Source organism: Agromyces sp. NPDC058136 (assembly GCF_042884375.1).
Lineage (GTDB): Bacteria > Actinomycetota > Actinomycetes > Actinomycetales > Microbacteriaceae > Agromyces.
Window position 1 is genome coordinate 12,507 of record NZ_JBHVUA010000005.1, and the last position, 12,466, is coordinate 24,972.

Consider the following 12,466-nt stretch of genomic DNA (forward strand, 5'->3'; position numbering starts at 1 on the left):
GCGCTCCGACGGGGTGACGACTGAACTCGGACGTCCGACTCGCTTCGGCTCCTCGGACTGCCCGGTCGCGACCAGACCGAGCTCCTCGAGTTCGACGACGATGGTCGCGATCGTCGATCTGTTCAGCCCCGTCGCCCTCGTGATCTCCGCCCGCGTGAGCGCCCTGTTCGCGTGGACGAGGCCGAGGACCGTGGAAAGGTTGTTGCGGCGGAGTGAATCGAGGTTGCCGATTCTCGTCGGTTCCGCGGAGCTGACGTCGGGTGGCTGCCGCTTGGCCTTGGACAAAGAATGTCACCTCATTCCGGGAGCGGATGCCCCGCGTGATTTTGTTCGCTCTTCCACCATAAACCGATTCGCCGTTGGGTTTGGCTAAACCGACGGGGAGCCGATCGAACGAACTCGATCGGCTCCCCGGGCAGTGACAGGTGCGGCTAGCGCGAGACCTCCTTCCGCCTGCGATTTCGCACGATGACGGCGACCAGGATCGCGATCGCGAGCAGGACGAGCGCACCGATGCCGATGACCCCGGCGGCACTGACCCAGTCCGTCGACTGCTCCCCCGATTCGGCGGCATCGCTGCCGGCGACCGGAGTCTGATCGACGATCACGAACTCGATGGATTTCTTGACCTCGGCGGCCCTGGGAGAGGTGATCGTGACGGTCACGTCCCAGCTTCCCTCGGTGAACAGCGGCTCACTCGAGACCCAGAACCCCTCTCCTTCAGGGGCCGAGACCAACGGGGTCGGCCCGACGACACCGCCGCCTTCGGACTTCGCAGTGAGCACCGGGTCGATGATCTCCGACACCGGGTGACCATCCTCCTCGTACACGGCGCTCACGGTGACACCACCGGTGCCGTCCTGATCGACGTCGAGGACGATCTTCCCGCCGTGCGCGACGGCGGCCTGGGGGCCCCCCAGGGAGGCGAGCGCAACAAGCGCTGCCACCCCGAGGGCCCGCAGGAGGGCGACCGATCCGTTGGCGCGGGATGCTCCGTGGCGCCGTTGCATACCTCGAACCTCTGCTGTCTTCCTGATTCCGGGGTTCATGGTCATCCTCCGTTGATGCAGCCGATTCACTTGACGAGCAGGATCGTCGAGCCGTTCGTCGAACCACCGTAGGTGGCGTTTCCGAGGAACGTCGCCGAGAGGTGGTGCACGCCTCGGCTCAGGTCCGGCAGGCGCACCGAGTACTTCCCCTTGTCGCCGGCCTCCAGCTCGATCGTCGCGATGACGGTCGAGCCGTCTCGGATCTCCACCGTCCCGACGACCTTCGACTTGTCTGCTGCAACGACGCGGCCCGTGTACTTCACGGTCGAGCCGAGCTTGACGACGGTCTTGGCAGGCGCTCCGGTGGTGACGGTCTCGATGACCGGCTCCGGGGTGATGTCCTCGAGGGACACCGTCTCCGAGTCTCCGACGTTTCCGGCGTTGTCGACCGGACGGGACTCCACCGTCGCCGCTGCGGTGCCGGGCACCGTGAACGGGCCGGTGTAGGCCAGCCAGGCCTCGGCGTCGTCGATGCGGTACTCGATGCGGTTGAGACCGCTCGTGGCATCCTCACCCGACAAGGTGATCAGGCGAGCCTCGTCCGATGCCGCGACGGTGGGATCGACGGTGTCGATCTTCACGGTGCGCTGCTCAGTGGCGGAGAAGAACTCCCCGTCGGTCGCCCGAAGCCAGACGGTCGTCTCGCCCTCGTCGGCGATCACGAGCGGCTCGGCCAGCGGGGCGAAGTCGACCCCATCGGTCGAGTATTCGACCGATGCCGGAGCCTCACCCGTCGTGGCTGCGGAACCCGAGATCGTGACCGACCGGGTGTACCAGCCCGCTTCACCGTTCGGTGCGTCGGGCGCGAGCGTGACATCGAGGGTGATGGTCGGGACCTCGGGCTCGACCTTCGGCACGTCGAGGATGCCGACCTCCGAGATGTTCCCGGCGACGTCGGTCGCGCGGTACGAGACCAACTGCGCCGAGTCATCGAGCTCGAACGGCGAGCTGTACGCCTGCCATGCGCCGTCACCGAGTCGGTACTCCTGAGACGCGACACCACTCGTGGCCTCGTCGGCCGAGAGGGTCACCGTTCGCGGCGACGCATCCTGCGCGAGCACTGCCGAGACCGTGGGCACGGATCCATCGATCTTGAACGACACCGAATCGGAAACCGTCTCGGCACCGGGTGCCGAGGCACGGTACTCGACCGTGTGCTCGCCATCGGTCGACACGGAGACCGGAGACGTGTACTCGACCCAGCCCGCGCCGTCGACATTCACCTCACGGTAGATGCTGCTCGCTCCGCCGCCCTCGACGTTCACGGTGACCGCGACCGGCCCCGTGTACCACCCGTTCGCACCGTTCGGCGCGGCGGGGTCGACGACTGCAGCGACGGACAACTCGGTCGCCTTGACCACTCGGAAGTAGTCGAACTTGGCCGTGTTGGAGATCTGCCCCTGCGCCGGGTTGCCGAGCGCATACAAGCCGACCTTCGCGTTCCCGAGCCCGGCGTTCTGAACCGCCTGGAACGTCGTCCATGCCTGGCCGTCGCTCGAGTACGACCCCGTGAACGTGGTGCCGCTCTTCGCGAGACGCAGCCACACGATTCCGCTCGCCGGCGCCGCAGCACTGGGTTGCGGGTTCTGGATGGCACCGCCGACCTCGCTGCGGAGTTCGAGGCCGCGATCGATCGTGGACCCGGCCGCGTTCTTCGCCAGGATGTCGAGCTTCACGTAGTTCTGGTCATCGCCGTACAGGATGATTCCGCCCTGCTGGTACCGGCGGTCCAGGTCGGTCGCATCGACCTTCGTCTCCACGGTCCAATCGCCCTCGGGCTGCGGCTGCAGCACGATGTTGTCGATCGGCGTGCCGTTCCCGTAGATGTCGGCACTCGTCGTGTCGATCTCCAGGTTGCCGCCGCCGACGCGGTACCCCACCTTGTTCTCATTGACCACGGACCAGCGACAGGTGCTCAACGTCGCTCCGTCGAACTCGTCGTTCGGGGTGTCGACAGTAGCCGTGTCATCCGGGGTGATCGTGAACCAGTCGTACTCGGCGTTCGGCGGGGTGACCCCCACGGTCTGCGTCGATGTGCTCCCGGCCACGAACAGGCCGATCTTGGGGTTGTCGATTCCAGCGAGCGTGAACGTCCCGTTGACGGCGGTGAAGTTGATGCCGTCGGTGGAGTACGAGCTCGTCAGCGTGGTCCCGTCACTCGTGATCCGAACGAAGAAGTCGTCCGGGAACTGCGTTCCGAGTGCGGGCGTGTTGATCTCCTGCGGTGCCGCGTTGTCCTCCTTCAGGAACTGGAAGACACGTGCGGCGGCATTGGAGGTCGAGCTGCGGCCCTGCTGCACGAACTTCACATAGTTGTCGTCGTTCTCGTACACGATGAGTCCGGCCTGCTGATACTGGATCCGTGCCTCGAAGCCGAGCTTGGCCGTCGCGGTCCAAGCGCCGTCAGGCGCATCCTGCAGTACCAGGTTCGGCGTGTCGCCGCCTGCGCCGTGGATGTCCGATCGGACTGCGGGGATCGTGAGCACTCCGTTCGCAACCGCTGCACTCTGGTTCAGGCGCACGCTGTCGCTCCAGCGGCCGGCGTCCAGCGCGGTTCCGACGAAGTCGTCGGAACGCCCGCTGAAGCAGATGCCCATGGGTTCGAGCACGGTGATCAGCTCGCTCTTGGTGCTCGAGGCACCTGCCGCATCCGTCGCCTTGACCGTCAGCTCGTACTTGCCGGGCCGGTCGTAGACGAACTGCGCCGTACCACCGCCGGGCTGGAATCCGGCACCCGTGCCGGTGTCCCAGCTGTACGTGATCGGCCCATCGCCGGCCACGCCGTCGGGGTCCACGGCCGACGCGGAAGCGTTGACCGTGACCGGCGCGGAACCGTTGTTAGTGTCCACACCGAGCGTGATCTGCGGCGGCGTGTTGCTGATCACGCCATCACCGTAGAAGTGCATGTAGTTGACGTTCGCGACGCCCTCGGTCATCACGAAGTAGAGCGTGCCGGTGCCGGCGGGCAGGTTCTCGACGAAGTCCGCCTTCACGTCTTCGTACACCTGCCAGCCCGTCGCCTTCGGCGTCCACCGGAACGTCGCGAGCGTCGGTCCGTCCGGAGCGTTCCAGCGGGCCTCGATCGTGCTCTGGCCGCCGGGGCCCTTCGCGACTCGCAGCATGGCACTGTCGAGGCCGACCAGGTTGAACGGCGTGTAGGACCACCAGTCACCGGTGTCGATGTAGCTGACGTTGCGTCCGCCGCCGGCGCTGTCGCCGGTCACTTCCGTCTGGACTCCGCCCGTCGTGCTGCCGATCCGACCTGTCTGGTCGAAGTACTCGGCCTGCATGGTCGACGGGTTGAGCACGCTCTGCCCGAATCCGGTCAGTGGTGCTCCTGCAGCACCACCGTCATCGATGTAGCTGAAGTTGACGACCCAGAAGAGGTTCGCCTCCAGACCGTGGCCGGAGTCCCGCGCGGTCTCGAATGAGCCCTCGCATCCGAACTGCTCGCCGAAGTCGTGGTTGTGCGAATCGTGGCCGAGTGCCGGAAGGACGCGAACCTTCGTGCAGTCGATCGGGCCAGCCGCGTCGGGGTCGTTCACGACGACCTTGTACTCGACGGTGTCGCCCCACTCGAACACTCCACCGTTCTCGGGGAAGACGATGGAGACCTCCGGCTTCGCGTTGCCGACGACGATCGGCACCGTCGCGACGGCGGTCTTGCCGTCAGTGTCGGTGACAGTGAGGCTCACGGCGTACTGCCCGGGGGCGGTGAAGAGGTGCGTCGGGTTCTCCTCAGTGCTCGTCTGACCATCGCCGAAGTTCCAGAGGTACGTCATCTGCTTCGCCAGCGGATGGCGTGTGCCGGCCGAGCTGAAGTGCGCCTCCAGGCTGGTTTCGGCGGTGTTCGTGACGTCGGCCGACGCTCGCGCGATCGGCGAGGGGTTGCCCTGGGTGTAGTCGATTCGGTAGATGCCGGAGTCCGCCGCGGATCCGCCGAAGTCCGATCCCCAGTCGACGATGTAGAGCGCACCGTCGGGGCCGAACTCGAAGTCCATCGAACGGTTCCACTTGATCTCCGCCGGCAACCCGGTGTCGAAGATGCCCGGCATCATCCGGTCGATGTCCACGACGCGGCTTCCGTCGGCACCGGGCTCGTCGCGGTTCAGCTGGAACGAGTACATCTTGCCCTGGTTCCACTCGCCGAAGAGGGCGCGGCCATCCCAGTACTTCGGCCATTTGGTGTCGGACTCGAGGTCGGGGTCGAAGTCGTACGCGGGGCCGCCCATTGGCGCACCGCTCCGACCGATCTCAGGTGCCGGCGGACGGGGTCCGCCCGCACCGTCGGCTGCGAGCCCGTTCTCCATCCACAGCTCAGCCGTCTTCACCGCCGGAAGCGTCGTCAGGCCGGTGTTGTTCGGGCTGTTGTTGATCGGCGCGGTCTGCGAGAAGGGCGCACCCGACACGCGCGAGGCGAAGTCGAAGTCGTTGTAGCTCTTCACGCCGACGACGAACGGCCAGCCGTAGTTGCCGGCCTCGTCGATGATGTTCCACTCGACGGTGCCACCGGGTCCACGGGACGCGTTCGCGCCTCCTGCGTCGGGGCCGTAGTCGGCGAGGAGAACGTTGTTCGTCTTGGGATCGAGACCCATCCGGAAGGGATTGCGGAAGCCCATCGCGTAGATCTCGGGACGGGTCTTGTTCGAGGCATCGGCGCTCTCATCGAAGAGGTTTCCGGCGGGGATGTCGTAGCCGCCGGCGTCCGTCGGGTTGATGCGGATCAGCTTGCCACGGAGGTCGTTGGTGTTGGCGGACGTACCCTGCGCGTCGTAGTCCTGACGACCGGGTCGCTCGTCGATCGGGGCGTATCCGTCGGACTGGAACGGGTTCGTGTTGTCGCCGGTGGCGAGCAACAGGTTTCCATCGTTGTCGAAGAGCATGTCGCCGCCGGCGTGGCAGCACGTGTTGCGCTGGGTAGTGACCTTCAGCACGGTCTTCGCGGAGGCGGGGTCGAACTTGTCGGTCGTGAAGTCGTAGGTGTAACGCGAAATACGGTTGTGCGGACCGTCGGTGCCCACGTTGTCGGGCGCCCAGTACATGTACGCCCAGCCGTTCTGACCGAAGTCGGGGTCGAGCACCATGCCGAGCAGGCCGTCCTCATTTCCCTGGGTGACCGGGAGCGTGAGGGTCGTGCTCTTCTGGTTCGTGCCCGCAACGAGTCGCTGCACCCGACCGTTGCGCTCGATGAAGAAGACGTTGCCCTTCTCATCGCCGGCCTGGACGACGGTGAGCGCCATCGGGTTGTCGGTGTTCTGGTCGAGCGTCACCTTCTCATAGCTGCCGCTCTGGCTGGAGCTGCACCCCGACGGCACCTGCGCCGCGGCGATCTTGATGCCGCCAAGCAGGTGGCTGAGGAACCCTGGCTCCGCATACGACGCCTCAGTGTGTCCGAGGCCGGTGTACCAGGAACGACCTCCGTCGAATTCCTGGCACCACGAGATGGGGTGCTCAACCCCGTCGGTGCCGCCGACGTAACTCGTCTCGTCGAGCGAGAGGAGCACATGGACCTTGTCCGCCTGGAAGCTCTTGTAGTTGTACCACTCGTCGAAGCGCGTCCAGGTGTCACCTGTGAGGTGCTTGGTCGACTCGTTGACGCGGTCATTGATCTTGAGCTTGGCGTTCTGCTGCGCCGGGTGGCCGTCGAAGTACCCACCGACGAGCTGGTTGTACCAGGGCCAGTCGTACTCGGCGTCGGACGCCGCATGCACGCCGACATAGCCGCCGCCATTGCGGATGTAGCTCTCGAAGGTGAGCTGCTGCTCAGCGTTCAGGAAGTCGCCCGTCGTCGAGTTGAAGATGATGGCGTCGTACGCATCGAGAGCCGCCGCGTTCTCGGGATCGAAGATCGCCGCATCAGCGGAGGTATCGACGCCGAAGTTGTTGGCCGCGCCGAGCGCCTGGATGGCTGCGGTCGCGGTCGGGATCGCCGAGTGCGCGAACCCCGCCGCCTTGGAGAACACCATGACCTTGAAGTCCGGTGTCTCCGCGGCCGCCGGAGCTGCCGCCTCCGCGGCGTTCGCGGCGGGGCCGGAATCGGCCAGGAACGGCAACGCGAGCCCTGTGACGAGGGCTGCTGTGAGCATTATGCCGCCGAGGCGGCGCCACGGATGGCGGACTGCTGTGTTCACCGAGATCTTCCTTCGCATCGGAGGAGGCACTTCGTCGTGACCTGGCTGGGTCGACGTCGACCCAGCTGTGTGGATGCTAAGAGGCCGTTTTGTTGTTTGTCAAGTAAAATCTGATGATCGCTCATCGATCCCAGCCCCCCACCCCCCCCCTGGAGGCCGCGGACGGTGCCGCTCGGCGCGACGGCTTCGCGAGGGACTCGCGCGAAGAATGGCGGACTGGCCTCCGCTTCCCCAAATCCCAAGGCCCGCGACGCATCCGAGCCAGAGACGGCCACGCGGACGAGCCGCGCGGGAGATATCACGCGACACACACGCCCTGCACGACGCGTGCGCACTCCCACCCGACCATGCGCAACCCTCGACCGCCGCGCAACGCGCCAGAGTGAGTTTTGCTTGACCTGCCAACATATTCGCATTAGCCTCAGCTCACGGCCAGCGAGTCGGTCGGCAACCCGCCGGGCCACACGCTCACCACCACCTGTCATCGTCGACGGAGTATCAAATGTCCCGAGCCACCACAGCAGCCGCACTCACCGGCACAGTGGCGCTCGGCACTGCGCTTGCTGATCGCGTCAAGGCCTTCAGCGTCGGTGCTCCTCTGTTGGCGGCGGAACTGTGGGACGAGGTATCTCATCGCACCGTCCTCGCGGGTCCGGACATCGACCGCCTCATCGGCGCCGCTCGCGCCGCCGACGGCGGCAAGTTCATGCGCCCTCGACTCGTCGCCGCCGCCTACTTCGGCTTCGGAGGCGACGATGACCGCCTGCTCCGACGCGTCGCTGCTGCGCAACAGCTCCTGCACCTCGGCCTCTGCATGCACGACGATGTGATCGACGGCGACCGTGTGCGTCACGGCCGCTCGAACGTCGTCGGCCTCGCAGAGCTCGAGGCACGTGCCGCGGGCTTCAGCACCGCTGCCGCAGCTCGACAGGGTGAGGCGTCCGGGATTCTCGCCGGCGACCTCGCACTCAACGCGGCGGTGCACGCCCTGCTCTCGGCGCCGACGGCAGACGCCACGCGCCTGCGTCTGGCTGAAGCGGCACTTGTGGCCGTCGAACGCGCGATCACCGGCGAGATACTCGATGTGCGGTCGGAGCAGCTCGCCCCGGCCAGCTGCGACCCGCTCCGTGTTGCGTTGCTGAAGACGTCGTCGTACAGCGTGACCCTTCCGCTTCTCCTCGGCGCCCTCGCCGCCGGCACCGAGGTCACCCCACTCCTCGGCGCGTTGGAACGCATCGGCGCCGCCTTCGGTATCGCCTACCAGCTCAGCGACGACGACCTCGGCCTGTTCGGCTCCCCCGCCGCCACAGGAAAGTCCGCCACGTCCGACCTCCGCGACGGAAAGCGCACGGAGCACATCAGACTCGCGCACGCCCGCGCTGATGAGGAAGGCCGTGCCGTCGTCGACGCGGTGCTCGGCAAGGCCGATGCAAGCGACGGCGACGCCGATCTCGTCCGCGAGATCGTGACCGCGACCGGCGCTCGCGCCGCCGTGCACGATCTGATCAATTGGCACCTGGACCACGGCATCGACATCGCCTTCGAGAACCTGCCCCCCGCACTCGCCGCCTACCTCGCCGACCTGGCAGGGGCGCTGCGCGGCCGCGAGTGCTGACCCCGAACCGAACACCGACGACATCTCCCCGGAGAGGACCGACATGACCCCCACCCCCGAATACCCGACTGACACCATCGCACCGGATAGCGCATGGACCAGAGGCCGAGTCGGACTCTGGCTGATCGGGGCGCGAGGCTCCGTCGCGACAGCCGCCGTCGTCGGCGTGCACGCGCTCGCCGCCGGGGTCGCGCCGCCCACGGGATGCGCGACCGCCGGCCCGGCGTTCGCGGAGGTGCCGCTCCCAGATTTTTCTGAGATCGTCATCGGCGGCCACGATGTCAGCACTCTGCCATTGGCTCGCCGTGCCGAGGCGCTCGCCGATGCCGGCATGCTCCCGGCCTCCGTCGTCGCCGCCGTCCATCACGCGCTGAGCGCCACCGATGCGGCGATCCGGCCCGGCTACGACCCGGCGACGTCGACCGAGTCGCAGTCCACCGCAATCAGCCGCCTGGCCGGCGACATCACGGCGTTCCGCGCGCGCAACTCACTCGCCCACGTCATGGTGATCGACGTCTCCTCGACCGAGGCGCTCCCCGATGATCGGCCCGAGTTCCACGACACCGTACTCCTCGCCGAGGCGCTCGCCGACACGGAGCGCAGCTTGCTTCCAGCGAGCTCCGTCGCCGCATTGGCGGCGGTCGAATCGGGCAGCGCATACGCCTGCTTCACGCCGTCGGCCGGATTGTGGCTCCCCGCGCTGCGTGCGATGGCGGACCGACGGGGTATCCCCTACGCAGGTCAGGACGGCAAGACCGGCGAGACGCTGCTGCGCACGGTGCTGGCGCCGATGTTCACCGAGCGTGGAATGCGCGTCCGATCCTGGGCTGGCACGAATCTGCTCGGCGGCGGGGACGGAGCCACGCTGGCCGATCCCGACGCTGTGCGGAGCAAGCTCGTCTCGAAGAACCGCGGCCTGTTGAGTCTCGTCGGCGAGCATGTCGTCGCGCCACTCCATATCGACAACGTTCCCGACCTCGGCGATATCAAGACCGCGTGGGACCATGTGCACGTCGAGGGATTCCTGTCCACGCGGATCACACTGCAGACCACCTGGAGCGCGTATGATTCGATGCTCGCCGCGCCGCTCGTCATCGATCTGGCCCGCTTGCTCGCGTTGGCGGATGCCGCGGGGCAGCACGGCGCACTGCCGGCGCTGGGCTTCTTCTTCAAGGATCCGTGGGGCAGCGACGTGCACGCGTTCGCGGATCAGGCGATCGCTCTAAGGTCCTGGGCGACCGACACCGGATTCGCCGTCGCGCATGCGTCGGTTCCGTCCCCGGTTCTCGATGGTGCACGATGACGACGTTCCGCGACGTACTCGAGCTCGTGCGCGCTCCCGCAGCGCTCACCGTGCTCGGCGACACCGTGGTCGGCTCGCACGCCGCCACCGGCGGATTCACGCGGCGCGGCTGGCTCCTCCCGCTCGCCTCTGCGGCGATCTACAGCGGCGGCATGGCATTGAACGATTGGGCCGATCGCCGCGTCGACGCGACGGAACGGCCTGAGCGGCCGATCCCGTCGGGTCGCGTGAGTCCGGCGCAGGCGCTCGTCGTCTCCGCTGTGTGCGGTGCCGCTGGGCTGGCACTCGCCGCAGCCGGCGGCGGTCGCCGTTCGCTCGCCACGGCGGTACCGCTCACCGCAGCCGTGGTGGCGTACGACGTCATGGCCAAGCCAACCGCGGCCGGCCCGCTGGTGATGGCGGCCTGCCGGGGGCTGGATGTCCTGATGGGTGCGCGCGGATCGGTGCGCGCGCTCCCCGCCGCGCTCTCGATCGCCGTCCACACGGTAGGGGTGACCGCCCTCTCGCGGGGCGAGGTGCATGGTGGAACGGCCACCGACCTCGGTGCCGCGTTGGTGGCGACCGGGGCCGCAGCCGCATCGATCGAGGCAGTCGCTCCATCCGTACGGGCTCCCATGGCGCAACTCGCGGGTGCGGCAGGTGCGGTCGGGTACCTCGCCTCGGCGCTCCCTGACCAGCTGACAGCGCTCGACGATCCGTCACCCATCCGTGTGCGCGATGCCACGCGCTCCGCCATCGGCTCGGTCGTGCCGCTGCAGGCCGCCCTCGTCGCGAGGAGCGGATCGTTCATCGTCGCGCTCGGCCTTGCGGCGCTCGATGTGCTCCGGCGAGCGCTCGTCGCGCGCCGTCGAGCAGGAGACGTCACATGACTCGCGCGACGCTCGATCGCAGCCCCACCGCGTCGGGCTTGCCCGGTGCGGCGTTCGCGGTCGGCTACGGGACGAACGGCTTCGTCGACCATCCCCTCGACGACGCGGTGCTCGTGCTCGACCGGCTCGGCTACCGTGCACTGGCGCTGACGCTCGGGCATCCGCACCTCGATCCGTTCTCGGCGGACGCCGACCGCACGGCGCTGCGCCTGCGCCGACGCCTCGAGGAGCTCGGCTGGCGGGTCGTGATCGAGACGGGGGCGCGGTACACCCTCGACCCATTCCGCAAGCACCGGCCGAACCTGCTCGACGACGACGCGAGCCTCCGGGAGATCTTCCTGCGCCGGGCTGTCGACGTCGCCGGCATCCTCGGGGCGGACTGCGTCTCATTCTGGTCCGGAGTTCGTCCAGACGGGGTCGCTCCCGCGCAAGCGGGCGATCGACTGCGCGACCGCCTCGCGGGTCTCCTCGAGCACGCCGCGAGGAGCAACGTCGCACTTGCGATCGAACCGGAGCCCGGCATGCTCGTCGAGACGGTCGCCGACGCGCTGCAGCTCCACGCGGACCTCGGACGCCCTGACTGCCTCGGGCTCACGATCGACCTCGGACACTGCCTGGTGGTCGAGCCGGAGGGTGTCATCGGCGCGCTCCGTGCGGCAGGGTCGCTGCTGCGCAACGTCCAGGTCGACGACATGACTCCGGCCGCGCACGAGCACCTCGAGCTCGGCCAGGGCGAGCTCCCCCTCGGCGCGGCTCTCCGTGAGCTGCAGGAACTCGGCTATCGCGGCATCGCCGCGATAGAACTGCCTCGGCACTCGCACGACGCGCCGGGCGTCGCCGCCCGGTGCCTCGCGACGATGCACGATGCATGGGCGGAACGATGAATGACGATTGGATCGTCGCCGGGGTGCTGACGGTGACAGCGCACCCGGCATCCATCGCCGAGCTGTTTCCGGCGGCAGGGCGTGCCGTGGGCCGCGAACCCCTCGCCCCCGAGCAGGATCCGCGCGGCCTCGTGCGCGGCACGGCCGACGACCGGGCACGCGAGGAGCTGCTCGGAGCACTGCTCGCGGCACTCGCCCCGCAGGACGCCGCGCCCGCCGTCGAACAGCTCTACCGCCACGGAGACGACGCCGAGCGCCGCGGGGTGCTCCGCGGCCTCAGTGCGGCCGACCCCGAAACGGAGCCGGTGGTCGCCGCCGGGCTCGAGCTCGTCGCGGACGCCCTTCGAACCAACGACCCGCGCCTCGTCGCGGCCGCCATGGGGTCGTTCAGCGCACGGCACCTCGATCAACACGCGTGGCGGCACGGCGTGCTCAAGGTGCTATTCATGGGCATCCCGCTCACCGCCGTCGCCGGCGTCGACCGGCGGGCGGACGACGAACTCGCCCGCATGGCGGCCGCGCTCGTGGCCGAGCGCCGCGAGGCCTCCCGACCGATCACCGACGACATGGCCCGGCTCGCGACCGCGACCACGACCGCCCCTCAGGAGGATTGAC

At 68.0% G+C, this 12,466-nt stretch carries 7 protein-coding genes and 1 pseudogene; 5 read left to right on the forward strand and 3 right to left on the reverse strand.

The annotated features are described in order from the left end of the window. Nucleotides 1-51: 51 nt before the first annotated feature. The 3 genes and pseudogenes from ACFVTX_RS14205 to ACFVTX_RS14215 all read right to left on the reverse strand — a co-directional run. Nucleotides 52-285 (reverse strand): annotated as a pseudogene (locus ACFVTX_RS14205) (MarR family transcriptional regulator); the annotation flags it as partial. 146 nt (nt 286-431) lie between these two features. Continuing rightward, a complete protein-coding gene (locus tag ACFVTX_RS14210; RefSeq protein WP_386901178.1) occupies nt 432-1,010 on the reverse strand; it encodes a hypothetical protein in 579 nt (192 codons plus the stop codon). A gap of 65 nt (nt 1,011-1,075) precedes the next feature. After that, nucleotides 1,076-7,180 carry a ThuA domain-containing protein gene (locus ACFVTX_RS14215; protein WP_386901180.1) on the reverse strand — a complete coding sequence of 2,035 codons (6,105 nt, stop codon included), beginning with the start codon at nt 7,178-7,180 and terminating at the stop codon, nt 1,076-1,078. Between the two features lie 706 nt (nt 7,181-7,886). Here ACFVTX_RS14215 and ACFVTX_RS14220 point away from each other — a divergent pair. The 5 genes from ACFVTX_RS14220 to ACFVTX_RS14240 are packed head-to-tail and all read left to right on the forward strand — an operon-like array spanning nt 7,887 to nt 12,465. Next, nucleotides 7,887-8,795 (forward strand): polyprenyl synthetase family protein, encoded by a 909-nt coding sequence (locus ACFVTX_RS14220; RefSeq protein WP_386901760.1) that lies wholly within the window; start codon nt 7,887-7,889, stop codon nt 8,793-8,795. A 43-nt stretch (nt 8,796-8,838) separates the two neighbouring features. Next, nucleotides 8,839-10,098 (forward strand): inositol-3-phosphate synthase, encoded by a 1,260-nt coding sequence (locus ACFVTX_RS14225; RefSeq protein ID WP_386901182.1) that lies wholly within the window; start codon nt 8,839-8,841, stop codon nt 10,096-10,098. After that, nucleotides 10,095-10,967, forward strand: a complete 873-nt coding sequence (locus tag ACFVTX_RS14230; protein ID WP_386901184.1) for an SCO3242 family prenyltransferase — start codon at nt 10,095-10,097, stop codon at nt 10,965-10,967. Before ACFVTX_RS14225 ends, ACFVTX_RS14230 begins: the two co-directional genes overlap by 4 nt. Next, entirely contained in the window at nt 10,964-11,851 is an 888-nt protein-coding gene (locus ACFVTX_RS14235) for a sugar phosphate isomerase/epimerase family protein (protein ID WP_386901186.1), read from the forward strand. Before ACFVTX_RS14230 ends, ACFVTX_RS14235 begins: the two co-directional genes overlap by 4 nt. Further along, complete coding sequence (locus tag ACFVTX_RS14240; protein ID WP_386901187.1) at nt 11,848-12,465, forward strand: EboA domain-containing protein; 618 nt, start codon at nt 11,848-11,850, stop codon at nt 12,463-12,465. The genes ACFVTX_RS14235 and ACFVTX_RS14240 overlap by 4 nt, the downstream gene beginning before the upstream one ends. The last annotated feature ends 1 nt before the right edge of the window (nt 12,466 follow it).

What these genes read in the sequence shown, in the direction of transcription:
- ACFVTX_RS14210 (WP_386901178.1), bottom strand. Translation starts at nt 1,010, where the DNA reads ATGCAACGGCGCCACGGAGCATCCCGCGCCAACGGATCGGTCGCCCTC.
- ACFVTX_RS14220 (WP_386901760.1), top strand. Translation starts at nt 7,887, where the DNA reads ATGCGCCCTCGACTCGTCGCCGCCGCCTACTTCGGCTTCGGAGGCGAC.
- ACFVTX_RS14225 (WP_386901182.1), top strand. Translation starts at nt 8,839, where the DNA reads ATGACCCCCACCCCCGAATACCCGACTGACACCATCGCACCGGATAGC.
- ACFVTX_RS14230 (WP_386901184.1), top strand. Translation starts at nt 10,095, where the DNA reads ATGACGACGTTCCGCGACGTACTCGAGCTCGTGCGCGCTCCCGCAGCG.
- ACFVTX_RS14235 (WP_386901186.1), top strand. Translation starts at nt 10,964, where the DNA reads ATGACTCGCGCGACGCTCGATCGCAGCCCCACCGCGTCGGGCTTGCCC.
- ACFVTX_RS14240 (WP_386901187.1), top strand. Translation starts at nt 11,848, where the DNA reads ATGAATGACGATTGGATCGTCGCCGGGGTGCTGACGGTGACAGCGCAC.